Source organism: Noviherbaspirillum sp., assembly GCF_035254685.1.
In the GTDB taxonomy this organism is placed as follows: domain Bacteria; phylum Pseudomonadota; class Gammaproteobacteria; order Burkholderiales; family Burkholderiaceae_D; genus Noviherbaspirillum.
Map to the genome: position 1 here is coordinate 16,104 of NZ_DATFAI010000054.1, position 24,293 is coordinate 40,396.

The following is a 24,293-nucleotide window of genomic DNA, read 5'->3' on the forward strand; positions in this document are numbered from 1 at the left end:
ACTGCACAACGATCAGAACCCTGCCATGAAAAGCATCGAGGATCTTTGCCGCAGCCCGGCAAGAGCGCAAAGGCCGATCGCCGGCAAGCGGGCCGCCATGCTGGCATTGCTGCCGTACGGTCCTCCCGCGGAGTGGAGCGGCAAGCTCGACGAAATCCTGTCGGCCACGTTGCCCGGCGTGGTCGAAGTCATGGCGAACCTTCTGTCCGTCATCGTCCTGATCATCTGCATCTACGCGCTGCGCCACCTGCTGTTCACCCTGAGCCGCCTGCTCGGGCGGCAGCGCCATCCCTATATCGACATCGATTGCGCGCAATGGCCGATGATCACGGTGTTCATCGCCGCGCACAATGAAGAGAAGGTGATTGCAGGATGCATCGAGGCGTTGCTGGAAACGAATTACCCGCCGAACCGGCTCAAGATCATTCCGGTCAACGACCGCTCCACTGACCAGACCAGGGAAATCATTGACAGCTATGTTGCCCGTCACCCCGGGCGCATTTCCCCATTTCACCGCACCGACGGCAAGGCCGGCAAGGCCGCGGCACTGAAGGATGCACTGGCCTTCGCAGAGGGTGATGTCATCATCATCTTTGATGCCGACTACGTGCCGGGGCGCGGCCTGCTCAAGCAGCTGGTCGCTCCGTTCTTCGACGCAGAGATCGGCGCAGTGATGGGCCGCGTGGTGCCACTCAATGCCGGCAGCAATCTGCTTACGCGCCTGCTTGACCTTGAACGCTCCGGCGGATACCAGGTCGACCAGCAGGCGCGCATGAACCTCGGCCTGGTGCCGCAGTATGGAGGCACGGTCGGCGGGATCCGGTTGTCCGCAGTCGAATCAATAGGCGGCTTTCGCGACGACACACTGGCGGAAGACACCGACATGACCTATCGCCTGCTCTGCAATGGATGGAAGGTGGTGTACAGCAACCGCTCCGAATGCTACGAGGAAGTGCCCGAAGAGTGGTCTGTACGCCTCAAGCAGGTGATGCGCTGGTCGAAAGGCCACAACCAGGTGCTGGTGCGGCATGGACTGCGCTTCCTGACGAGCAGGCAGCTGAGCCTGCGCGAGCGCATCGACGGCGCCTTGCTGCTGTTTGTCTTTGCCATGCCCTTGCTGCTGCTCGCCGGATGGGCATTGACCCTTGTCCTGTATTTCGCCAACCGCACATCGCCGCTGGTGGACCTGATTCCGGCCAGCGTTTTCGTCGCCTACGGGACGCAGGGAAACTTCGCCGCGTTTTATGAAATCGTGATTGCCGTGATCCTGGACGGAAACCGCCGCCGCCTGCGGCTGCTGCCATTCAACCTGCTCGGCTTCTTCGTCAGCCTGTTTTCCATCTCTTACGCATCGTGGCGCCTGTTTGTCGATTCGCTGATGAAGCGTGAGATGATCTGGGACAAGACGGTGCGCTACCGCCAAGGTGCACCTTCACAACCGGAACCGTCGCGATGACCCTACTTGTCTTTTTTGCCTTCGCCATTCTTGCCGTGGCCTTGCTGTTATTGCCATTCGTACCCGCATGGCAGGAGTGGCAGTATCCGACCGATTGCGCTCCACTGCCCATTCCGCATGACCCGACCAGCGACATCCTGTATCTCCGCGACCGTTTCCTGCAGCGGGCACTGTCGGCACCCGGCAAGGAAGAGCACCAGGAACAATCGCTCTTGCGCGCAACACCCGATTGCAGCAACGTGCCATGGTCGACGCTCACAAGGCCGATCCTCCTGTCCGCCGGCACACGCATTGCGCAACCCGTCCACTGCATGCAGCCGGTGCTGGCGGAAGGCGACCTGTCCCTGCCGGCCGGCAGCTGCTTCAATGCACTGATGTGCGAAGGCGCGCTCGAACTCGGCAACGAGAGCGAGATCGTCGCATGGGCGCATGCGCGGGGTGCCGTGCGGCTGGGGCCCGCGAGCATCGCGCTGGACCGGCTGTCATCGGATACCTCGGTTGAATTCGGCCCCGGTTCCGGTTTCAGCCGCGTGTCCGCACCGGCCATTCGTTTCGGTCCACCGATGCCGGGGGCGATGAAGGATGCGATGATGGGCCGTCTGTCTGCGGATGATTTCGTGGTCGCCAGGTTTCCCGGTGCGATCCGGCGCGCTGCAGATACCTGGCTGGTCAGCGGCGACTGCGTGCTGCCAGCGGGCCGCTTTTTCAAGGGAGCGCTGATCGTGTCCGGCCTGCTCCGCATTGGCGACAGGGCGGCAGTTGTCGGCAATCTCAAGGCTCGCCGCGGCATCATTGCGGGGCGGGGCGCTTTCGTCGACGGCGCGCTGGTTTCCGAACAGGACATCGACATCCAGGCCGGTGCGCATGTCGAGGGTCCGGTGGTGTCGGAGGCGCGCGTGCACCTCGGTGCCGGTGCGCGCATCGGTTCGCCCGATGCCCTGACGACCATCACCGCGCCCGTCATCCTCGCACGCATCGGCGCCGTCGTTCACGGAACGCTGTGGGCCCGCCGCGCGGGACTGGTGGAAGCATGAAGGCTCTCCTGTCCCATGCCGTCATCGTGGCCATGCTGGGATGGTCGCTGTTCACGCAGCCGCCCGCCGCGGCCGCGACGCTGGACTTGTCGGGCTATGCCGAACCGTCCGGCCCCATCCTCATCTTGCGCGGCGGAGATATCGTCGATCCTTACTTCGTCGTGCAGGCCTTGCTGCTGGCGCAGCAAAACGGGCTGGACATCACGCCGTATCGCGAGAAGTGGATCCGATGGCTGGTAAGCCGGCAGAAGCTGGATGGCACGTTCGACCGCTATTGCCGGGCCGGCCCGGCATGGGTCGGCTGCAAGGCCGCGGATGCCGACGATGCCCTGCAGGCCATGTGGATGCAACTGCTTGAGTCGGATCCGGCTGCGCTTGCTTCCGACGTCGTGCTGCGCACCAGCTACAAGAAAAGTGCCGACGTGCTGGCGCGCCTGTTTGATGCGCGACGCGGCATTTACCTGGTATCGGCGATCTATCAGCAAGGCCTGTTCATGGACAACCTCGAGGTGTGGGCCGCGCAGTCGAGCCGCCGCGACGCACGCAGCGAGGGCGAGGCGCAGCGTCTCGCTCAGGCCATCCACAGAGTGTTCTGGGACGCGAAGGGAAAACGCTTTCTGGTGTCGACGCAGCCAGAGCAGGCGTTGGCCGCACCGCACTTTTATCCCGACAGCGTGGCACAGATCTTTCCGCTGCTGTTTGGCTACCCGGACCTGCCGGCCTCTCCTCGTCCGTACTACAAGGAGTGGATGAAACAGCACCGCAAGGAATGGCTGGCGCAGATCAGGCATGACTTCGCGTGGGGCCTGATCGCGCTGATCGCGTTGCGGCAGGACGACCTGCCCAGTGCGCGATGCTGGCTGCGGGAAGCAATGCCGTTCCGGCATTCGGAGCACTGGACGGTGACAGACGAGACGGTGCTCCAGATCCTGCAGGCGCGGCATGTGCAGGCTGCAAGTCCGCGGGCGTCATGCCGCTAGAAGAATGCCGCGGCACGCATGAATGTAGTGGCGAAGAAGGAAACAGACGGGAGCGAAAGATGCAAAGACGGACGTTCATGATGTTCATCGGCACGCGCCCGGAAATCATCAAGATGGCGCCGGTCTTCAAGGCGCTGACGCAACAGGGAGAGCAGGTATGCGTCGTGCATTCCGGCCAGCACGACAGCATGGCACAGGGCCTGTATGATTTCTTCGGCATGCCCCCCGACGTCAGCATTGACCTGCACCGCAAATCGCCGTCGCTTGCGCACCTCACCACGTCCCTGCTCGACGCGATGGAAGATGTCCTGAACACGCATCGCGCCGATGCGGTGGTGGTACAAGGCGATACCTCCACGGCCATGGTCGGCGCGCTCGTCGCCTATTACCACGACTTGCCCGTTGCTCACGTCGAGGCCGGCCTGCGCACATGGCAGCGCGAACCCTTCCCGGAAGAGAAGAACCGGGAGCTGATCGGTCGTCTCGCCTACTGGCATTTCCCGCCGACGCCGCAGGCACGCCGCAACCTGCTGCAGGAGCACATTCCTGCCCAGCACATCTACGAAGTCGGCAACACGGTGATCGATGCGGCACTCATGGCGCGGGACAGGCTGGCGGGCGACAGCGCCGCTGACCCTGCACTGCACGCGCCCGACCTCGGCAGTTTTCTTGACGCGATGCAGGACAGGAAACTGCTCCTCGTGACGGCGCATCGGCGCGAAAACTGGGGCCAGCCGATCCGGCGCATCGCGCAGGCGGTCAGCGAACTGCTGCGACAGCATCCCGAGGTCGTGGCGGTATGGCCGGTGCATCCCAACCCGGCAGTGCGCAAGGATATCCGTTCAGCGCTGGAAGCCATCGACGAAGATGTTCGCGCGCGGCTCTGCCTGACGGAGCCGGCCGACTATCCTTCCCTGATCGATCTGCTCAGCCGCTGCGTCTTCACATTGACCGACTCGGGCGGCATCCAGGAGGAAGCGTCTGCCTTTGCCAAGCCGGTGCTGGTGGCGCGCGAGAGCACCGAGCGGCAGGAACTGGTGGACGCGGGTGGCGCGGTGCTGGTCGGGACGGACATTGCGAGTATCGTTGCGCATGCGCATGCGCACGCGTTGCTGACTGATGCTACCCTATACCAAAGCATGCAGCTGGACTCCAGCCCCTTCGGCGATGGTCATTCTGGACAGCGCATTGCAAACATTCTCGGCAGCGACGAGGGCGCCATGCCGCAGAATCCATCGTGAGCAAGGGAGCAGCGATGAACATCAAAGCATGGGTGCTCGGCGCGTCGGCATGGCTCTGGCTGGTGCCCGGCCTGGCCGAAGAAAACACACCCGTCATTCCGGCTGCACCGGCGGCCGCGTCCACAGGCTTCATCGAAGCAGAAGCCCTGAAGGCGAACCTCAGCAATGGATTCGGCGACTGGCGCGACTTCACGCTGCGCGGTGGCGTGCAGCGCGGTGCGCACCTGTTGCGCGGCGAGCTGTCGGCGCAGCGCCATTTCGATACCGATGGCAAGTACGCGGGCGTGATGGATACATGGACCATCAATCCCGACTGGTACGGCAGCCTGGCCGTCGGCGCTGGCGATGGCGCGTTCTTCCTGCCGCGCTATCGCGTCGATGCCTTCATCAACAAGAAGTGGCTCCCGTCGCGGCAGCTGGTCACTTCGCTCGGCGCGGGCTATTACCGGGCGCCTGACCACCACATCGATCGCAGCCTGACCGCCGGGCTCATCTATTATTTCGACGCACCATGGGTCGTCGAAGGGGGCGTGCGCTTCAACCGCAGCGCACCCGGCGCCGTCGACTCCACCCAGAAATTCGTGGCGGCGACCTACGGCCGCAGTGGCGCCAACCTGGTCGTTGCCAGAGTCGCCTGGGGCAGCGAAGGGTATCAGGCGATCGGCCCCGCGAGCAGTATCGTGGGCTTCAACAGCGGTGAACGGAGCCTCGCATGGCGGCACTGGTTCACTCGCCACTCGGGCGTCATGCTGCGCGCCGAGCGTTACCACAATCCGATTTACCGTCGTACCGGTGTGGCTGCAAACCTGTTCCATGAATTCGATTGATCTGCGGGCGAGGTGGCATGCTCAAGCCGGAAAAACGCGATGCGGCATTCTCGCGAGCGCGCCAGGCGCTCAGGGACGCACGGGCGCGTCATGGCCGCAAAGCGCTGCATCGCTCCATCGGGCGTATCGCGCTCACGCCGGGCAACCTGGCCTACGCCATCGGCTTGCCGATCCTGCTCTGGATTTTGCTGGTCGGGTTCAAGGCGGAGCTGATGGCGCTGTGGCGCGCCGTGATGGACTTCTGGCTGGCGTACCTGGGCGTCCCGCTCAGGTCGGTCGCGCCTCATCCGCCTGATGCCGACATCGCCTTTGCGCCGCTCGCCCCGGGCGATGCATTTGGCCTGCCCGGCACGACGCTGATGCTGGCGACGGCGGCAGTCTCGGTCGCGGGATGGGCTTTGTCTTACCGGCTGCAGCGCGAGAAAATGCCGCTCCGCTACCTGGTGCGGATCCTGTGCGGCATCCAGCTGTCGGCAACCGCGGCCATCTGGTTCTTCCCTGCGTCCTTTTCCTTCACCGCGCATGACCATGTCGCCGGCGTCGTCAACAACGGCTACCGCGTCATGCTGGCCATTCCCTTCATGCTTGGTGCCGGCTACTACGTGTTCAATGCAAACCTGCTGAAGAAGACGTGGTACACCGCGATCATTTTCGGCTATTTCGTGGTGATGATTCCGCACAAGGCAGTGGTGCACGGTTTCCTGCTGCAACACGGCTCCGTGTTGTTCATGCCGCTTCTCTACATGTGCTTCGGGACGACCTTCGACGTGCTAGCCTTCATCGCGCTGTATTCCTGGGCCGCGAGCAACCTGCCCGAACAGACACTGGTGTGACCGGCGTCGTCAGTCCATGAACTCCACGAATTCGTCGAGTTCCGCGCGGGTGGTGGACAGGCGGTTCGCCGGCGCATCCGGGTCCGCATAGCCGATCGCCAGGCCGCAGAACAGCATCATGTGTTCCGGCAGCTTCAGGAAGTCTCCCATCGTCTGCGGATAGAGCGACCAGGCCTCCTGCGGGCAGCTGTCCAGGCCTTCCTCGCGCAGCAGCAGCATCACGGTTTGCAGGAACATTCCCAGATCGACCCACTGCGGCCTTCCCATGCGGCGATCGATGCTGCAGAACAGCCCCATGGGCGCGCCGAACAAGGCGAAGTTGCGCGCGAACTGGCGCTTGCGCCCGGCCTTGTCTTCGCGCGCAATGCCGAGGCACGCATACAGGTCTTCGCCGACCTTGTAGCGTCGCTCGCGATAGGGCGACATCAGGCTCTTCGGATAAATGTCGTATTCGGTCGCTTCGCCGTCGGGTTGGTCCAGCACCCGCTGTTGCATGATCTGCATGAGCCGGGCCATGGATTCGCCACTGACGACGTGGACGTGCCAGGGCTGCAGGTTGCCGCCGGAGGGAGCGCGGCTCGCCGTCCGGAGCACGCGGCGAATGAGGTCGGGCGGCACCGGCTTGTCGAGAAATCCGCGCACGGAACGGCGCGTTGTGATGGCTTCGCTCACCTTCATCCTGGTTTCCTTTCTGTCGAAGCTGCAAGGTTAACGGTGAATGCACGCCGCATCAATCGTCTGATCCGACGATGCCTGCCAAACGGGCGCCAATTACCATGTGCACGTGGGCCGCGCCGGTGTTGGCCGGCCTCCATTCAATGCAATGTAATTCTTTCATCAGGTGCGGCATGAGAAGCAAGCAGTGGCGGCGCGAGCTCGCGTTCTATCAATTCAAGGCAGAGATACCAACCCGTTATGCGGATGTTGATACGGAGCGGCATGTCAACAATGTTGCGGTCCTGTCCATGCATGCAGAGGCACGCAGCCGGCTGCACCTCTCCTTGTTCGGCAGGGATGCGTGGCTCGCGCAGACGGATACCTTGCGCACAGCGGGGATTGAAACCGACTTCCTTGCGGTGACGCATTATCCCGCGCCGGTCACCTGCGGCGTCAGCCTGATCGCGGTGAACGAGCGGGATTACACTCTCGCAGTGGGCATGTTCCAGGACGGCGCCTGCGTAGGGCTGCAGGAGTGCCGCACGGGCGCATGGCACGCCGGTGAGTGGCGCGGCCTGCCTTCGCATGTGCGCGCGCGCCTGCTGGAATTTGGACTTGCCGGGGAGCCGGCGCCATGCTGACGGAGGGAATGGATATGCAGGCTTATCCGAGCGTGGTGTCCTTGTCATCGCGTTTCGGCGACATGGATGCCGATGCCTGTGTCAGCGATACCGCACTGGCGCGCTACGTGGAACAGGCACGCTCCCAGATGATCACCGAGGTCATGCAGGAATGCGGTATCGATCTTCGGAAGGGGCCGCTCGGCATTCTCGTTGCACACGTGAAGATCGAAGTGGCCAGTCATCGTCCGCCGGACAGCGAAGTCTTTCTTGCCTCCGGCGTTTCGGCCATCGGGCGATCCTCGGTGCATCTACGGGTAGGCGTGTTCAGCGGCGGTGCCTGCCTGGCGGTCGCGGACAACGTGCTGGTGCTCATCGCGCGTGAAACCGGCCGCCCGGTTTCGATTCCTTCCTTGCTCGCGGGCAAGCTGCAATTGTGCAAGTGCAGGCAGCGCTGATTTCGTCGCTTCGGACGATGCTCCGGTTGTCGTACTCGGGAATAATCCGTCATCACAATCGCGCTCTGAATCGGGGGACAGGATGGCAGGACCGCTGAAGGGGTTGAGAGTGGTGGAGATGGTCGGCACCGGCGCGGCCCCGTTTTGCGCCATGATGCTTGCCGATATGGGAGCGGAAGTCATCCGCATTGATCGCCTTGGGGCGTCGTCTCCCGTGGCGCCGGAGGATTGCCGGTTTGACGTCACCGCGCGCGGCCGGCGCTCGCTGGCCATCGACCTGAAGAAGCCGGCCGGCGCGGAAACGCTCCTGCGGCTGATCACGCAGGCCGATGCGCTGGTCGAAGGTTTTCGTCCCGGCGTGATGGAGCGCCTTGGCCTCGGCCCGGAGGTGTGCCATGCGCGCAATCCGAGGCTCGTCTATGGCCGCATGACCGGATGGGGGCAGGACGGTCCCCTGGCCCACGCGGCGGGGCATGACATCAATTACATCGCCTTGTCCGGTGCGCTGCATGCGATAGGCCGATCGGACGAGCCGCCCGTCGTTCCCCTGAATTACATCGGCGACTTCGGCGGCGGCGGCATGCTGCTCGCATTCGGCGTCTTGTGTGCCTTGCTCGACGCCGCGCGCAGCGGCAAGGGGCAGGTGGTGGATGCAGCGACGACGGATGGCGCAGCGCTGCTCTCGGCGATGATGTATGGATTCAAGGCAGATGGCTCGCTCAACAACCTGCGTGGCGAGAACCTGCTCGACGGAGGCGCGCATTTCTACAACACCTATGCCTGCGCTGACGGCAAGTACATCTCCATCGGCGCCATCGAGCCGAAGTTCTACGCAAATCTGATCCAGTTGTGCGGCATCGACGATCCCGCTTTCGAGCAGCAGCGCGATGCCCATCGCTGGCCCATGCTCAAATACCGCCTCTCGGATGTCTTCAAGACCCGGACGCGCGCCGAATGGTGCGCATTGATGGAGGGAACCGACGTGTGCTTCGCGCCGGTGCTCGATTGGGACGAGGCGCCGGAACACCCGCACAATCGGGCAAGGGAGACTTTCATCAAGGTGAACGGCGTCACCCAGCCCGCGCCCGCACCACGCTTCAGCAAAAGCGCACCCGCCACACCGTCGGCCCCGGCGAAACCCGGTGCTGACAGCGAAGCAATCCTGCACGACTGGGGAATTGATCCCGCCGTCATCGACGAGCTCAAGGAACGCCGGATCATTTGACCGAAGGCGTGCGCAACAAGGAGGAGACACACCATGCGATTAAAAGGAAGAGTTGCGCTGCTCACCGGCGCGGCGGGCGGCATCGGCAGGAGCATTGCGCTTCGCCTTGCCGGCGAAGGTGCCGATCTAGCGTTGCTCGATATCACTGACGCCGTGAACGAGACCGCCGAGATCATCAAGGGCCAGGGCGGCAAGGCAATGACCGTGCTGGCCGATGTCGCGGACGCCAGGCAGGCAAGGGAAGCCGTCGCCGAGGTGAACGACGCGCTCGGCCCGGTGTCATGCCTGGTGAACAATGCCGCACTGACGGCGAACATCGCTCCCATCGACCGCATGGCGGATGAACAATGGGAGCGCGAACTCGCCGTCAACCTGAGCGGGCCGTTCAACCTGACACGCGCGGTCCTGCCACGCATGGTGGAGCAGAAATGGGGCCGCATCGTGAATATCTCGTCGCTCGCGGGGCGGGGAGGATTGCACCGGCAGGCCGGCTATTCTGCATCGAAAGCCGGCTTGCTTGGCCTCACGCGCAACGTCACGCTCGAATATGCGGCGCATGGGATCACCTGCAACGCCGTTCTTCCAGGCCTGATTGAGACGCCCGTTGTCGCTACCCACTTGCCGCAACTCATCATGGATTACACGATGAGCCTGACGCCGGCGCGCCGCCCCGGCAAGCCCGATGAAGTCGCGGCGCTGGTCGCCTTCCTTTGCTCGGACGATGCGGCCTACATCAATGGCGCGGAAATTGATATCGATGGCGGCGCGCGGCTGTGCCAGGTCGTGTTGGGAAGTACGCGCGAGGTGGAAGCACGGCTGGCTTCGATCCATGTGGCGCATCCCGGCGCAGCCAATTGACGCAAGACTGAGCTTCCTCCCCTCTGCTACTGTCGGACTGGATTCATACCATCCCGAGGCGACAATGGCTGATGAAGTACTGCTTCAGTTGGAAGATGCGGTGGGAACCATCATTCTCAACCGGCCGGAACACGGCAACGCCATTGACGCCGCGCTCGCGGATGGATTGATGCGTGCCATTGACCGGCTTGCCTCCGAGCCGCGCGTCCGTGCCGTGCTCATCACAGGCGCAGGCACGAAATTCTGCCTTGGCGGCGACATCGACGGCATGAAGGCAGCGGGAGAAGCGCTCGCGCAAAACATGGAACGCGACCTGCCGCCGCTACATGACGCAATGCTCAAGCTGGCCAGTCTTCCTGTTCCCATTATCAGCGCGGTCAATGGTTCCGTCGGCGGCGGCGGGCTGAGCATTGCACTGTGCGCGGACCTGGTGCTTGCAGCCGAATCGATGAAGTTGCGTGGCGGCTATTCCGCGATCGGCCTCACGCCGGATCTCGGTGCCTCGTGGTTCCTTGTGCAACGCGCGGGAGCGACGTGCGCGCGGCAAATCCTGTTTCTGAATCGTGTCCTGACCGCCGGTGAATGCCTATCCTGTGGCCTCGTCGATGCGGTATATCCGGACGAGCGCCTGCCCGTCGAGGCAAGGACGCTGGCCAGCCAACTCGCTGCGGGTGCCACGCTCTCGCTCGGGCGCATCAAGCGGCTCATTGCCGGCGCATCGAGCCGATCGCTTGCGGAGCATCTGGATATCGAGCGTGAATACATGATCGCTTCCGGGCGCTCTCATGATGGAATGGAAGGCGTTGCGGCCTTCCTCGAAAAGCGCCCGCCGAATTTTCTGGGCCGGTGAAGCACTGCACCGCATCCACTGGCTGACGTGTGTTCCGTGTATACATTAACCACTCGCCATTCAAAGGAGGAGATGATGCACCAACGAAAAATCGTGCGAGCCCTTGCGATTGCTGCCGCCGGCTTCGGCCTTGCCGGAATTGGCCATGCGCAGACCCAGGGCGTCACAAAGAACGAGATCGTGGTCGGTTCGCTGCAGGACCTGAGCGGGCCGATTGCCAATTTCGGCAAGAACGGGCGCAACGGCTTGCAGATGCGTGTGGACGAGGCCAATGCTGCCGGCGGCATTCACGGCCGCAAGCTGAGGCTCGTGGTGGAGGACCACGGCTATGATCCGAAGAAGGCCTTGCTCGGCGCGCAGAAGCTGGTGCAGAAGGACAAGATCTTCGCCATGATTTCCACCGTCGGCACGCCAACGAATATGGCCGCCATTCCGGTGCTGATCGAAAATAATGTGCCCAACCTGTTTGCGCTCAGCGCGGGCCAACAGATGTACGAGCCGCTGCACAAGCTGAAATACGGCTACGCGCCGCCCTATATCGACCAGGTCGTGATTGGATTGCGCTACCTCGTCAAGGAGAAGGGCTACAAGCGGATCTGTGCGCTGTACCAGGACGATGACTTTGGCCAGGATGTGCTGAAAGGTTATGAGGCAGGTCTGAAAGCGCTGAACATGCAGCCGACCGAAAAGACCTCGTACAAGCGCGGCGCCACGGATTTTTCCTCGCAGGTCGCGAAGCTGCGCAGTGCCAATTGCGAACTGGTCGTGCTCGGCGCCGTCGTGCGTGAGCCGGTCGCCATCATGACCGAAGCGAAAAAGATTGGCTGGAAGGCGGATTTCCTCGGGACGACCGCAACCAATTCCGCCGTCGCGCACAAGCTTGGCGGCGATGCGGTTGAAGGCCTGTATGCGATTTCGCAGTTCAGCCTTCCTTATGCGGATGATCCGTCGCCGGCCATTCGCGATTGGGTGGCACGCTACAAGGCCAAGTTCGGCGATGATCCTGACACCTACTCGGTGTGGGGCTACATCGGCATGAACCTGTTCGTGCAGACAGCGGAAAAGACGGGACCCAACCTGACGCTGGATACCTTCCTCGACACGCTGCAATCGATGACCTTCCCGCGCGATATCTTCGGTGCGGACTTCAAGTATTCGAAGACCAACCACCTCGGCGTGGCAGGCATGCGCGTGCAGCAGATCAAGGGCGGGCGCTGGGTGAATGTGACCGATATCATCAAATAGCGGTGCAGTTATCTTCGGCCGGGGCGTTTGAACCACGTGGCGCAAATGCGCCGGCCGGGAGTACGGATGACGACGCAGGTTGCGCCGCGTGCCTTCAGCGTTGGGAAGAGCCTTGATGCTGCGCCAACGGCAGTCGAGGCGCTGGCGGGTTTCGCTTCGTTCTACCCACCCTACTATCCTACCCACCTACCATCCTTTATCCATCATGCGGTTTCCTCGGCGAACATTTGGCGCAACCTGAACTTCTGCACCTTGCCGGAAGGCGTCAGCGGGAACTGTTCGACAACACGCAGGTACTTCGGAATCTTGAAACGTGCAATCCGGTCATTCAAACGCTCGCGCAATTCCTCGACCGTAAGGCTGGCGCCAGGCTTGAGCCGTACATAGGCACAGATCTCCTCGCCGTAGCGTTCATCGGGCACACCGATCACATTCGCATCCACGATCTCGTCCAGTGTGATGAGCGCATCCTCGATCTCGCGGGGATAGACGTTTTCGCCGCCGCGAATGATCATGTCCTTGGCGCGTCCGCTGATCCAGAGATAGCCGTTGCTGTCCATGCGGCCCAGGTCGCCGGTGCGCAGCCAGCCGTCGGCCGAGAGCGTCTCGCGTGTCGCGGCGGGATTGCCGAAATAGCTTTTCATCACCAGCCATCCACGCGTGCGTACTTCACCCTGTTCCCCGAGCGGCACGCGCTTGCCGTCGGCGTCCACCACGTCCATTTCCACTGCCGGCAGCGCTTGTCCGCAACTGCCCATCTGCAGTTCATCCGGATCGAAAGGCGAACTCTGGGTAATGATGGGCGAGGCCTCGGTCAGACCGTAAGTGATGGAAAAGCGCGTGCCGAACTTGCGATTCCAGTGTTGCAGCAATTCGAGCGGAACGGTCGAACCGCCCGTGATTACGCGCTGCAGTCCGGAGATGTCCAGTCCTTCGCGCTGCGCCGCTTCTTCCACGGCAATCATCATGGTGGGTACGGCGCTCAAGACGGTCGCGCGTTCGTTGGCAACGGTGCGGGCCACACGCTCCGCTTCGAAGGTCACGATCGGATAATGCGTCGAGCCGGTGGCAAGCGCGCCGAGCGTTGCAATCACGCAGCCGCCGCAGTGGAACAAGGGCATCGGATTGACGTTGCGACCGCCTTCGCTCAGGCCGGCGCGCTGTGCGAATAGCCGCCCGTCATTCACCACGCCGAGATGGGACAGCTCGGCGCCCTTCGGGGAACCTGTGGTGCCGGAGGTGAACTGGATCTGTACGCTATCGTGCGGCGTCACCTGCAGGCGGCGCTGCTCCAGCATGTCCTCGGACACCGCATCGGCACGCGACAGCCAGTCTTCCCAGCTGACGCCAAGCGCATCGGGCGACTGGCCGAAGGCCACGCGCAGGCGCAAGGTGGGCGCTGTGCGCGCGGCTTCGTCCAGCAGCGACCACAGCGAGGCGCCACGGTTTTCCGGCAAGGCAAAGCAGACACTGACACCGGCGGTGCGCAGGATGTACGATACTTCAGACGTGCGCAGCAGCGGGTTGATGGGAACCAGCACCGCGCCGCAGTACGCCGCGCCGAATTCGAGCAGCAGCCATTCCGGCAAATTGGTTGCCCATACCGCGACGCGATCGCCATGGCCGATGTCGGAGGCAATCAGTGCACGCGCCACGCGTCGGCTGCGCTCGCGCAATTCAGTGAACGACCACCGCAGGTTGAGGCCGCGATCCTCGTAGGCAGCATAGACGAGCGCTTCGCGCTGCGGCCAGCGTTGCGCGGCCTCATCGAGCAGGTCGCCGACGGTCATCTCCCGCAACGCGGCCGATTCCTCCTCGGCCGGAACCCAGTGCGATTCTCCATTCACCACTGCCATCTCGCGCTCTCCTTGTTTAGAAAAACTTACTTCTGCTGTTGTTGCTCTTTTAAGCGTACAAAGGTCGAATAACCGGGCTGGTCGACGGCCAGCTTGTCCATCGCACAGGCGAACAGGTGCTGCACCAGGCCGGGCGTATCGGCCGACATCTCGCCGCGCGCGATTCGTTCGCACAGCTCCTTGTTCAATTCTTCAGGTGTGCCATCCATGTCGAGCAGCGCGCGCAGGCCGGCAAGCTCCGCCGCGTCGGCGCGCGGCCCTGTTTCCAGCTCGCGCTGGGCAATCTCGAGCACGCTGACCGCGACACGCGCATGGAAGGCGGTGAGGCCATCGAGTTTCGGCATGAGGTCGTCGCGCAGGAAATCGACAACGGACTGGATGAGCTGGATCGAGGTTGGCTGTTCACGCATCATGCTTCTCCTTGCTGCATCAGGCACAGCAGATCGATCTCCGCTTCGGAGGCGCGACGTCCCACCGCCGCCCGCTCCACGGTGCGTACATCACCGCTCTGGTAGGACACCGCCATCGATTCGCAGATCACGCCCCACTTGAGCGTCCCCATCACTTCCCAGAACCGCACGCGCGCCGGGTCAACCTGCCCGCCGCCGGCTTCATAACCGGCGAACAGTTGTTCGCGCGTGCCGAAACCGCCCACCGGCAGCTCGCGTCCGTAGCGCCAGGAATTGACGCACATCCAGCCGAGGTCTTCCATTGGGTCGCCCAGGTGCGCGATCTCCCAGTCGAGCACGGCGCGCAGGCCATGCTCATCGATCATGATGTTGCCGTTGCGAAAATCGCCGTGCACCAGCACCGTGCTGGTCGCGCGATCCGGCAAATGATTGCGCAGCCATTGAAACGCCAGTTCGAACACGGGGCGCGGCGTGCCGACCAGGTCATGCCGTTCGCGATAGTAGGCGACGGCGTCGTGCGCGTGGACCAGCGGCAGCGACGGCAGTTCTTCGCGGCGAATGCGGTGGACGCGTGCCAGCGCCTCTCCGCATTGCCATGCCAGCCGGGAACGCGCGTTCGCGTAGCGCGGCTCGCGCAGAATCCGCCGTGAATTGGCCTCGCCCTGGATGCGCTCCATCACGTAGCCTTCGCCTATGCCGTCTTGCGGGCGCAGGACGCCGGCCACGCGAGGCACCGGCGCGCCCGCGAGAAACAGTTGCTCCAGCAGCGGCGCTTCAATCTCCAGGCCGACCGCCTCCGCGGGCTTGACCGAGCCCGGAGGCGCGCGGCGCAGAATGAGCGGCACGCGACCGCCAGGTGTCACGGCGTCGAATGCCCAGGTTTCCTGGCTCGCGCCGCCCGGCAACGCGCGCAGCTCGGCCAGATCGCCCGCGCCTGGAACGAGGCGGCCGATGATGGCGCGAAGACGGGATGCGAGGAATTCGTTGGAGGTCATCGTTGCGAGGCCAGCTGTTCCGGACGAAAAAGTCTAGCCTGCCGTTTTCCGCAAGGTCTTGCGCAAACTGGCTGCGCCTGACCGCGATGGCATTGCAGTGCGTCAAGACGCAGGCAGCCAGTTGACACAAGATCTGCCGCAGCGCTGCCGCTAAGCTAGCCTCAAAGCCTGCCCGACAGGACCATTCACGCGTCAAGGAGGAGAGAGTGCTCGGCGAACTGCTGCAACTATCCGTTGGCGGTATCGCGATGGGCTGTGTCTACGGCCTGATCGCGCTCGGTTTTGTCCTCATCTACAAGGCGACCGAAGTTGTGAACTTCGCGCAGGGCGAGCTCATGATGCTCGGCGGTTTTGCCGGCCTGACCTTCACCACCCTGCTTGGACTGCCGTACTGGCTGTCCATTGTTCTCTCCGTACTTGCCATGGCCGCGATGGGTGGATTGCTGGAACGCGTCATCCTGCGGCCGATGTTGGGGCAGTCAGCGTTCTCGATCGTGATGGTCACCATCGGTCTGGGCTATGTATCGCGCGGCGTTGTCACCATGATTCCGGGATGGGGCACCGATACGTTCACGCTCAAGTCGCCATTCACCGGCTCGGTGGTCCGCATGGGCGGTGTCGTACTCTCCGGCGAGCAGCTTGCCGTGATCGTGATGACCGCCGTGCTGTGCGCGGTGCTGTATGCGTTCTTCCGCTTCACGCGCGTCGGTGTGGCGATGCAGGCCTGCTCGCAGAACCAGCTCGCGGCCTACTACATGGGCATTCCCGTGGGACGCATCAACACCATGATCTGGGGCATCAGTGCCGGCGTGGCTGGCTTTGCCGGCATCCTGCTGGCGCCGATCACCTTCGTGCATGCCAACATGGGCTTCATCGGCCTCAAGGCCTTCCCGGCGGCGGTTCTCGGAGGATTCGGCAGCGTGCCCGGAGCCATTGCGGGAGGATTGATCATCGGGCTGGTGGAATCGTTCTCAGGGTTTTTCCTGCCGGAGGGTTTCAAGGACATCGCGGCCTATATCGTCGTATTGGCGGTGCTTGTCATCAAGCCGAATGGCCTGTTCGGCGAACGTCTGACGAAAAAGGTATAGACCATGCGCTTCCCGTTCAAGACCGATTATCGCCAGGACATTCGCCTGTTCGAACTGCCGATCGATGTCACATGGTATGCATTGCTGGCGGCGATCGTGCTCATCGCGCCGCTCTGGCTCGACAGCTACTACATCTCGCAGCTCACCCTGATTTTCATCTACGCCGTGGTGTCGGTCGGGCTGATGCTCCTGTCCGGCTATACCGGCCAGATTTCAATCGGGCACGCCGCCTTCCTCGCCGTCGGCGCTTATACGGAGGCAGTGTTTGCGAAGTGGGGCGCGCCTTTCCTGGTGTCCCTGCCGGCGGCTTTCATTGCGTCCGGACTGATCGGCATCATCGTCGGCCTGCCGGCGCTGCGCGTGAAAGGCATCTATCTCGCGATCGCCACGCTGGCATTCGGTTTTATCGTGGAAGAAGCACTCACGCGCTGGGAGAGCGTCACCGGCGGCAGCAACGGCCTGCAGCTCGGACATATCCAGCTGCCCGGCCTTGCCATCGACAGCGGGACGAAGTTCTACTATCTGAGCCTGGCCATACTGGTGCTCATCCTGCTGGGCACGCTGAACCTGCTGCGCAGTCCAACCGGCCGTGCCTTCGTCGCGATCCGCGATTCGCAGATCTCGGCGCAGAGCATGGGCATCAATCTCGCCAAATACAAGACCACGGCCTTCGCGCTGTCGGCGGCCATCACCGGTGTCGCGGGCGTGTTGTATGCCCACAAGCTGCGCTTCATTAGCCCGGAGCAGTTCGGCATCCAGATGTCGGTCGAGCTGCTGATGATGATCGTGATCGGCGGGCTGGGATCGCTGCATGGCGCCATCCTCGGTGCCATCTTCATCATCGCCCTGCCCGAAGCGATTTCGGCGTTCAAGGATTACCTTCCCCCGGCGATAGCGCAGCAGACAGGATTGCAGCCGACGATATTCGGCATCGTGCTGATCGGCTTCATTCTGTTTGAACCGGAAGGATTGCATGGCCGATGGGTGAAGATCCGCACCTACTTCGAACTGTTTCCGTTCTACCGGCGCGCCATGTTCAGCCGCCAAAAGACTTACATGAAATCCGAGCGGCTTAACTAGTGCCCTGAACCAGCGAGCGACCATGGCCTACTTTGAAGTACAGAACATCGGCATCCAGTTCGGTGGCGTGCGCGCGGTGAATGACGTGAGCTTCACCGTCGACAAGGGTGAGGTCTTCACCATCATCGGGCCGAATGGCGCCGGCAAGACCACGATCTTCAATCTGATCAGTCTGATCTACCGCGCAAGCCAGGGCCGCATCCGGTTCGACGGGCGCGACCTGACGCGGGAGAGTGCGCACAAGGTGGCGCGGCTGGGCATCGCGCGCACCTTCCAGAACATTGAATTGTTCGAGCACGCGACGGTGCTGCAAAACCTGCTGGTCGGGCGGCACACGCACCGCACCACCAAGCTGTGGGAGGAGGTGTTGTTCCTGCCGAAGGTACGTCGTGCCGAGATCGCGCACCGCGATGCGGTGGAGCGGGTGATCGACCTGCTCGACCTGCAGCATCATCGCGACAGTCTCGTAAAGAATCTTCCTTACGGCGTACGCAAGGTGGTCGAAGTCGGACGCGCACTATGCACCGAGCCCAAGCTGCTCCTGCTCGACGAGCCCTCGTCCGGATTGAACGTCGAGGAGACGGACGACATGGCATTCTGGATCGAGGACATCAAGCGTGAACTGGGCATCACGGTGCTGATGATAGAGCACGACATGAGCCTGGTGTCACGCGTCTCCGACCGGGTGCTCGCCGTCAACCAGGGTGAAGTGCTGGCAACGGGGACGCCGAAGGAAGTGCAGGCACATCCCTCCGTGGTGTCGGCCTATCTCGGAACTGTGGAAGGTGTCCAATGAGCGACGCACCCATCCTGCAACTGAACAACATCGAATCGAGCTACGGCCCGGTCATGGCCATTCGCGGCGTCTCGCTCAGTGTGAAAGAGGGCAGCATCGTCACGGTGCTGGGCGCAAACGGCGCAGGCAAGACCACTATCCTGAAAACTATTTCCGGCATCATCGATCCGCAAAAGGGGTCGGTCACCTTCCAGGGCGAGCCGATTCACAACCACCGGCCGGACTGGATCGTGCGGCGCGGCATCGGCCATGTGCCCGAGGGGCGCGAGGTCTTTCCGCTGCTGTCGGTGCATGACAACCTGATGATGGGCGCCTATACGCGCACGGATCGCGACGAAGTGGCGCGCGACCTCGAAACGGTCTACGACTATTTCCCGATTCTCAAGGAGCGCGCGAAACAGGATGCCGGACAGCTGTCGGGCGGCCAGCAGCAGATGCTGGCCATCAGCCGCGCGCTGATGGCACGGCCGAAAATCATGCTGCTGGACGAACCCAGCCTCGGACTCTCGCCCCGGCTCACCCAAGAAATTTTCAGCATCATCCGGCGCATCAATCGCGAGCGCGGCACCACCATCCTGCTGGTGGAGCAGAACGCCAACGTCGCCTTGCATACCGCTGATTACGGCTATGTGCTGGAAGTCGGCCGCATCGTCATGGAAGACAGCTGCGAGCGGCTGCTGCAGCATCAGGACATCCGTGAATTCTATCTGGGCCAGAAGGATAGCGGCGTGCGCGGCACACGGCGTTGGAAGAAGAAGAAAACCTGGCGCTGACCCGCCGAAACAAGGAGGCATGACACAAGTGAGCGCTCAGACCCTTGACCGGAAAAAGGCAGGCATCGAACACGTTGCCGCTACGCCCTTGCATGGCCAGCGGCCCATTGTCGCATCGCCTGCGCCGCACCTCCTTCCCGGCGACACCATTCCCTGCATGTTCTGGAACGGCGTCCGAATTCGCGCCGACAAGATCTTGCTGCGCGAGAAGGAATTTGGCATCTGGAAGAGCGTGACGTGGCGCGAGGCGGGACAGGTGGCGCGCGAAATTGGCATGGGGCTGGCCGCGCTCGGATTTGCGCCGGGGGACACGGCGTCGATCCTTGCCAACACCGTCAAGGAATGGCTCTTTGCGGACCTTGGCGTGCTGGGCGCAGGTGGCGTCTCCTCCGGCATTTATCCGACCGACGCGGCGGCGCAGGTGGAATACTTGGTGAACGATTCCAGCTCGAGTTTCCTGTTTGTCGAGGATGACGAGCAGCTCGACAAGGCGCTCGAAGTGCGGTCGCGCATGCCCGGCGTGCGCACGATCATTGTGTTCGACATGGAAGGCCTGCGCGACCTGGACGACCCGCAGGTAATCAGCCTGGACCGGCTGCGCGAGATCGGGCGCGAATTCGACATGAAGCATCCGGGCTTCTGGGAGGAGCGCCTGATTGCGCGGCGCCCCGAGGACCTCGCGATACTGATTTACACCTCGGGCACGACCGGCAAGCCCAAGGGCGCCATGCTCAGCCATGCCAATGTGATTGCGGCGGTGCGCGGCTATGCGGATTACATGCCGCAGGGCGAGGACGATGAACGCATGGCTTTCCTGCCGATGTGCCATGTCGGCGAGCGGGTCATGGGCTGCTATTTTTCCATGCTCACCGGCACACGCATGAACTTCGTCGAGAATCCCGATACCGTTCCGGAAAACGTGCGCGAGATCGCACCGACGATCTTTGCTGCCGTGCCGCGCATCTGGGAAAAATTTTATTCGACGGTAACGATCAAGGTCGCCGAAGCGACGCCGCTGGAGCGCTGGGCGTACGAGAAGGCAATTGCCATCGGTACGCGCGTCTCCGAGCTACGCCTGGCCGGGCGCAGGCCTTCCGCTGGTCTGGCGTTGCTGCACGGCCTTGCACGCTTTCTTGTGCTGACCAATGTGCGCAAGCTGATAGGCATTCATCGTGCGCATTACCTGATCACGGGTGCCGCACCGATCTCGCCGGAACTGGTGCGCTGGTATCTTGCGCTGGGCGTCGAAATGCGCGAGCTGTGGGGGCAGACCGAATGCTCCTGCATGACGACGGTGATGCCGGCCGGGCGCATCAAACCGGGCACGGTGGGACGTGCGCCGGACTGGGCCGATGTAAAGGTGTCGCCGGAAGGCGAGCTGATGATACGCGGCCCGCATGTGTTCATGGGCTACCTGAACCAGCCGGAGAAAACCGCCGAGACCGTGCGCGACGGCTGGCTGTACACAGGCGACGTCGGCGAGATCGACGCAGAGGGATTCGTCAAGATCACCGACCGGATGAAGGACATCATCATCACCGCCGGCGGCAAGAACATCACGCCATCGGAGTGGGAAAACCAGCTCAAGTTTTCGCCGTATATCACGGACGCCGTCGTGATCGGCGACCGGCGGCCCTATCTCACCTGCCTGGTGATGATCGATCATGAAAATGTCGAGAAGTTCGCGCAGGACAATGCCATTCCGTTTTCCAGCTATGCCAGCCTATGCCGCAGCGAACCGGTGCAGGAACTGATCCAGCGGGAGATCGAGAAGGTGAATGCGAAATTTGCGCGGGTGGAGCAGATCAAGAAGTTTCGCCTGATCGAGCAGAAGCTGACCGCGGAGGATGAAGAATTGACGCCGACAATGAAGTTGAAGCGGAAGCTGGTCAATGAGAAGTACAAGGAATTGATCGAGTCGATGTACCGCTGATTACCGCTGATTTTTCTCCCCGGTCTGCCAGGGGCGGATTTCCCTCGTCGCAGCTGGCGACTGGCTGGCATCCTGCAGTTCGCGCTTTCCTCTGTTAGGATGACTTCAACCGCTTGCGCGGCCTGAATGCATCTCTCTGTTCCAGCTCAGGAGGGCCATGATGATCAGCAAGAACACCATTTGTCTTTGGTACGACGGTACCGCACTCGACGCCGCGACATTCTATGCGAAAACATTTCCGGACAGCGAGGTGAAAGCGGTTCATCGCGCACCCGGCGACTATCCGGCAGGCAAGCAGGGCGATGTGCTGATGGTCGATTTCACGGTGATGGGCGTCCCTTGCATGGGCCTGAACGGCGGGCCATCGGTCAAGCACAACGAGGCATTTTCATTCCAGGTAGCGACTGACGACCAGGCCGAAACGGATCGCTTGTGGAACGCGATTGTCGGAAATGGCGGTGAGGAAAATGTGTGCGGCTGGTGCAGGGACAAGTGGGGGGTGTCGTGGCAGATCACACCGCGTGCGCTGACGGCTGCCGTCACCGATCCTGATCCGGCCGTGGCCAAGCGCGCATTTGAAGCAATGATGAAAATGGGAAAGATCGACATCGCTGCGATCGAAGCCGCGCGACGCGGCTGAACGCCAGACTGGGCAGGATGCGATCGGCCACATGAGGTTCGGATGCATCGTACGCATGAGGTCCGGGTGCAGGAGTGGCTGGACTGCACGCCATGGGGCGTCACAGTAACTGCGACATGCGGACCAAACAAATCGATGGGATTAGCGACGCCGGTGCTGACGTGATTCTTTCGCTCAGCCATCGTTGCCGCGACTGACCCCTAGCGTGCGAGAGAAATTTCAACGGGTGATTCGACGTTCACCGCCCTCCATTGCGTATCCTCGCGATGGAGGACGTGTTTGTCTGCGATGCGAAGGAGAGCGGACGCTGGAGGTGGAAGAACAACCGTCTGGGTCCGGCCAGAAGCAGACGGAGCCCAGTCATTGATTGGGCGGTTGGCCCTGTGATAGCCTCTTGCCATACTTCTCTGTGTTGTTACTGCGGAGGTGCCCATGTCGCTCGTTGTTCGACCTGTATGTGCTCATGAACTGGCAGGCGCTGAAGAACTCGTTGTCCGCAGCATCAACGATCTGACCGTCCGCCACGGTTTCGGACCAATCGCCGCGTCGCGGTCTCCAGATTTCCAGGCGTTCTGCCTTCAAGACGATCCTCGCGGCGTGTGGCTGGCCGAGGAGGATAGTGAGATTGTCGGCTTCGCCCTGAGTTGGGTTTGCGGCCGACTCTGGTTCCTGGCGGAACTGTTCGTTGCACCCGGCCGGCAGGGACAGGGCATTGGCAACGAGCTACTGGATCGCACTATGCTGCATGCGAGCAAGGCCGGTGCGACCGAACAGAGTTTGATCACCTTCGCCTTCAACGTCGTGTCTCAGGGATTGTACGTGCGACATGGTTTGTTTCCGCGCGTGCCGATCCATTTATGCAGTGCCGAGCGTGAATCATTGATGCGTCACGCGCAGGGCTCCGCGCTGCGAGCGACGCCTATCCGGGGTACTGCCGACGATTACAAGATGCTGCGGCAGCTCGACGTCGCAACCTTGGGTGTCTCGAGAGAGAAGCATCACCGGTACTTGCTGGGTGATCCCAGGACGGAAGGCGTGTTCCTGGAAGATGGCGGCGAGTGCGCCGGCTACGCGTACATTGCCGCAACGGGCCACATCGGCCCTCTAGCAGTCATGCATGCGCATGCGATGCCTGATGCATTCAGGGCGGCGCTGTTGATAGCCGGCGCGGGCCATGCCAAGCAGATCTCCGTGTTCGTTCCAGGGACAAACAATGCACTGGCGATCGCGGCCAGCCAAGGCATGCGATTCGCACTGCCGATGGTGCTCATGTCAACACGCGACTTCGGCGACTGGACACGTTATCTACCGCGCAATCCAGGTTTCATGTGAGGCCGCTTCGGGGACGGGACCTCAGGCTGAAATGTCGGCAATGGGTCGTTCTCGGTAATTTGCGGCTGAAATTTTACTGTGAAACCGCCAAAGCAGTGCGATCAGATACGGACGCTCAGGACAAACGCTCAACGGTATAAGCAAACAGAACGTGACAGGAACAATAGAGAAAGATATTGCGCCTGCCCCCAGCTATGGGGGTAGGCGAAGAAATAGAGTGGGAAGTTAGCAATAGCGCAGCGCCCGTTACTGCAAGACCGCATCAAACGCTGATGCCGCCCTGCAGACAATTATTCTTCGTTCTCCCGTTGTTGATCAAGCTGAGATGGGCTTCGATTCGCGTGCCTACGAATCTTGCGCAGGACATTGCGTTGACGCATTACGATCTGAGTCGTCCTGTAGGCCGCTCGCTTGAATGCGCTATCGATCGCTGCGTACATATCTTCCTGTACGTCCTTGATTAACACCGTCGGACGGCCAGGAATGACCACGGCAACCTGACATAACATGTCACGCCCACCCCTTGGCCCGTTCAAATCCCGCAGGCGCACAGAGATAGATTGAATCCTGTTTTGAAGCGATACGAATGCAAAACGCAGGCGGCGTGCGAGATGGTCCCGAAGTGACGGGGTCAATACGAACTCGGTCGTCGTGAAATGTACTTGCATGGAAACCTCCTTCAGATCTTGAGATACGGCGTTATCTAAACCGCATCTCCATAGTTCCATAGGATACGGCGCGGTAAAAGACAGATTTACCTGATGCTGTATCTCGAAAAACAGGACGATTTGAATCGCCATTGGTCTCGTTGACACTTTTGGGCTCCACAATTTGCTGGCGAATGACTGCTTTCGGCAGTCGGCTATGCCCTGTTTGGGTCGCGTCCCGTGATATGTGGTCAAGGCCAGGCCGTCTGGAAATGGACTCAAAGCGGTCAGCCCGGATATCCGCCGGCATAGACCAAAACGGTAGAGTAAGGATGTGGCGCGGTAGTCTTAGGCTCGGCTTGTCTGTTGGCCGCTGCTTTCGCTATGCGGTGCCCTAGTAGCGTCTGCCATCACCCCGTTTCCACACCCTCCTCATCGAACCGGACGTGCAGATCTCCC

Annotated in this window: 24 protein-coding genes; 19 read left to right on the top strand and 5 right to left on the bottom strand. The window is 62.0% G+C overall.

The features are described from left to right. Window positions 1–25 precede the first annotated feature (25 nt). From VJ698_RS23415 to VJ698_RS23440, 6 genes are read left to right on the top strand one after another with little or no spacing between them, the layout of a single operon-like run. Window positions 26–1,456 carry a glycosyltransferase gene (locus VJ698_RS23415; protein WP_414691220.1) on the top strand — a complete coding sequence of 477 codons (1,431 nt, stop codon included), beginning with the start codon at window positions 26–28 and terminating at the stop codon, window positions 1,454–1,456. Then, window positions 1,453–2,490 carry a polymer-forming cytoskeletal protein gene (locus tag VJ698_RS23420; RefSeq protein ID WP_324105232.1) on the top strand — a complete coding sequence of 346 codons (1,038 nt, stop codon included), beginning with the start codon at window positions 1,453–1,455 and terminating at the stop codon, window positions 2,488–2,490. The genes VJ698_RS23415 and VJ698_RS23420 overlap by 4 nt, the downstream gene beginning before the upstream one ends. After that, on the top strand, window positions 2,487–3,470 hold the full coding sequence (locus VJ698_RS23425) for a hypothetical protein (RefSeq protein ID WP_324105233.1): 984 nt from the start codon (window positions 2,487–2,489) through the stop codon (window positions 3,468–3,470). The genes VJ698_RS23420 and VJ698_RS23425 overlap by 4 nt, the downstream gene beginning before the upstream one ends. 59 nt (window positions 3,471–3,529) lie before the next feature. Continuing rightward, window positions 3,530–4,711: a non-hydrolyzing UDP-N-acetylglucosamine 2-epimerase gene (gene wecB / locus VJ698_RS23430; RefSeq protein WP_324105234.1), complete on the top strand. Its 1,182-nt coding sequence runs from the start codon at window positions 3,530–3,532 to the stop codon at window positions 4,709–4,711. A gap of 14 nt (window positions 4,712–4,725) precedes the next feature. Beyond that, window positions 4,726–5,538 carry a YaiO family outer membrane beta-barrel protein gene (locus VJ698_RS23435; protein ID WP_324105235.1) on the top strand — a complete coding sequence of 271 codons (813 nt, stop codon included), beginning with the start codon at window positions 4,726–4,728 and terminating at the stop codon, window positions 5,536–5,538. 17 nt (window positions 5,539–5,555) lie between these two features. Beyond that, window positions 5,556–6,371, top strand: coding sequence for a hypothetical protein (locus VJ698_RS23440; protein ID WP_324105236.1), 816 nt, complete (start codon window positions 5,556–5,558; stop codon window positions 6,369–6,371). Window positions 6,372–6,380: 9 nt separating this feature from the next. Here the strand turns inward: VJ698_RS23440 and VJ698_RS23445 are convergent, their stop codons facing one another. Then, the gene (locus VJ698_RS23445) at window positions 6,381–7,049 is read right to left on the bottom strand and encodes a nitroreductase (protein WP_324105237.1); all 669 of its coding nucleotides are present in this window, start codon (window positions 7,047–7,049) and stop codon (window positions 6,381–6,383) included. A gap of 170 nt (window positions 7,050–7,219) precedes the next feature. Here VJ698_RS23445 and VJ698_RS23450 point away from each other — a divergent pair, with 170 nt between their 5' ends. The 6 genes from VJ698_RS23450 (at window position 7,220) to VJ698_RS23475 (ending at window position 12,284) form a co-directional block, all read left to right on the top strand. Continuing rightward, window positions 7,220–7,669, top strand: coding sequence for a hypothetical protein (locus tag VJ698_RS23450; RefSeq protein ID WP_324105238.1), 450 nt, complete (start codon window positions 7,220–7,222; stop codon window positions 7,667–7,669). Beyond that, window positions 7,663–8,106 carry an acyl-CoA thioesterase gene (locus VJ698_RS23455; protein WP_324105239.1) on the top strand — a complete coding sequence of 148 codons (444 nt, stop codon included), beginning with the start codon at window positions 7,663–7,665 and terminating at the stop codon, window positions 8,104–8,106. Before VJ698_RS23450 ends, VJ698_RS23455 begins: the two co-directional genes overlap by 7 nt. Window positions 8,107–8,188: 82 nt before the next feature. Then, window positions 8,189–9,331, top strand: a complete 1,143-nt coding sequence (locus VJ698_RS23460) for a CaiB/BaiF CoA-transferase family protein (RefSeq protein ID WP_324105240.1) — start codon at window positions 8,189–8,191, stop codon at window positions 9,329–9,331. A 33-nt stretch (window positions 9,332–9,364) separates the two neighbouring features. Further along, entirely contained in the window at window positions 9,365–10,189 is an 825-nt protein-coding gene (locus VJ698_RS23465; RefSeq protein WP_324105241.1) for an SDR family NAD(P)-dependent oxidoreductase, read from the top strand. A gap of 64 nt (window positions 10,190–10,253) precedes the next feature. After that, a complete protein-coding gene (locus tag VJ698_RS23470; protein ID WP_324105242.1) occupies window positions 10,254–11,039 on the top strand; it encodes an enoyl-CoA hydratase/isomerase family protein in 786 nt (261 codons plus the stop codon). A 72-nt stretch (window positions 11,040–11,111) separates the two neighbouring features. Beyond that, window positions 11,112–12,284, top strand: a complete 1,173-nt coding sequence (locus VJ698_RS23475; protein ID WP_324105243.1) for an ABC transporter substrate-binding protein — start codon at window positions 11,112–11,114, stop codon at window positions 12,282–12,284. A 203-nt stretch (window positions 12,285–12,487) separates the two neighbouring features. Here the strand turns inward: VJ698_RS23475 and VJ698_RS23480 are convergent, their stop codons facing one another. From VJ698_RS23480 to VJ698_RS23490, 3 genes are read right to left on the bottom strand one after another with little or no spacing between them, the layout of a single operon-like run. Next, window positions 12,488–14,140, bottom strand: coding sequence for an AMP-binding protein (locus VJ698_RS23480; protein WP_324105244.1), 1,653 nt, complete (start codon window positions 14,138–14,140; stop codon window positions 12,488–12,490). Between the two features lie 26 nt (window positions 14,141–14,166). Further along, window positions 14,167–14,553 (bottom strand): DUF6285 domain-containing protein, encoded by a 387-nt coding sequence (locus VJ698_RS23485; RefSeq protein ID WP_324105245.1) that lies wholly within the window; start codon window positions 14,551–14,553, stop codon window positions 14,167–14,169. Continuing rightward, the gene (locus VJ698_RS23490; protein ID WP_324105246.1) at window positions 14,550–15,545 is read right to left on the bottom strand and encodes a phosphotransferase family protein; all 996 of its coding nucleotides are present in this window, start codon (window positions 15,543–15,545) and stop codon (window positions 14,550–14,552) included. The genes VJ698_RS23485 and VJ698_RS23490 overlap by 4 nt, the downstream gene beginning before the upstream one ends. Window positions 15,546–15,793: 248 nt before the next feature. Between VJ698_RS23490 and VJ698_RS23495 the strand changes: the two genes are divergently transcribed. The 7 genes from VJ698_RS23495 to VJ698_RS23525 all read left to right on the top strand — a co-directional run bounded on the left by VJ698_RS23495 (window position 15,794) and on the right by VJ698_RS23525 (window position 23,187). Next, the gene (locus VJ698_RS23495) at window positions 15,794–16,633 is read left to right on the top strand and encodes a branched-chain amino acid ABC transporter permease (RefSeq protein WP_324105254.1); all 840 of its coding nucleotides are present in this window, start codon (window positions 15,794–15,796) and stop codon (window positions 16,631–16,633) included. A gap of 3 nt (window positions 16,634–16,636) precedes the next feature. Then, window positions 16,637–17,713 carry a branched-chain amino acid ABC transporter permease gene (locus VJ698_RS23500; protein WP_324105247.1) on the top strand — a complete coding sequence of 359 codons (1,077 nt, stop codon included), beginning with the start codon at window positions 16,637–16,639 and terminating at the stop codon, window positions 17,711–17,713. 22 nt (window positions 17,714–17,735) lie between these two features. Further along, the gene (locus VJ698_RS23505; protein ID WP_324105248.1) at window positions 17,736–18,509 is read left to right on the top strand and encodes an ABC transporter ATP-binding protein; all 774 of its coding nucleotides are present in this window, start codon (window positions 17,736–17,738) and stop codon (window positions 18,507–18,509) included. Further along, window positions 18,506–19,282: an ABC transporter ATP-binding protein gene (locus VJ698_RS23510; protein ID WP_324105249.1), complete on the top strand. Its 777-nt coding sequence runs from the start codon at window positions 18,506–18,508 to the stop codon at window positions 19,280–19,282. Before VJ698_RS23505 ends, VJ698_RS23510 begins: the two co-directional genes overlap by 4 nt. Before the next feature lie 88 nt (window positions 19,283–19,370). After that, window positions 19,371–21,215: an AMP-dependent synthetase/ligase gene (locus tag VJ698_RS23515; protein ID WP_324105255.1), complete on the top strand. Its 1,845-nt coding sequence runs from the start codon at window positions 19,371–19,373 to the stop codon at window positions 21,213–21,215. A 160-nt stretch (window positions 21,216–21,375) separates the two neighbouring features. Continuing rightward, window positions 21,376–21,855, top strand: a complete 480-nt coding sequence (locus VJ698_RS23520) for a VOC family protein (RefSeq protein WP_324105256.1) — start codon at window positions 21,376–21,378, stop codon at window positions 21,853–21,855. A 432-nt stretch (window positions 21,856–22,287) separates the two neighbouring features. Next, the gene (locus VJ698_RS23525; RefSeq protein ID WP_324105250.1) at window positions 22,288–23,187 is read left to right on the top strand and encodes a GNAT family N-acetyltransferase; all 900 of its coding nucleotides are present in this window, start codon (window positions 22,288–22,290) and stop codon (window positions 23,185–23,187) included. Window positions 23,188–23,477: 290 nt separating this feature from the next. Here the strand turns inward: VJ698_RS23525 and VJ698_RS23530 are convergent, their stop codons facing one another. Beyond that, the gene (locus VJ698_RS23530) at window positions 23,478–23,987 is read right to left on the bottom strand and encodes an HPF/RaiA family ribosome-associated protein (RefSeq protein ID WP_324105251.1); all 510 of its coding nucleotides are present in this window, start codon (window positions 23,985–23,987) and stop codon (window positions 23,478–23,480) included. Between the last annotated feature and the right edge of the window lie 306 nt (window positions 23,988–24,293).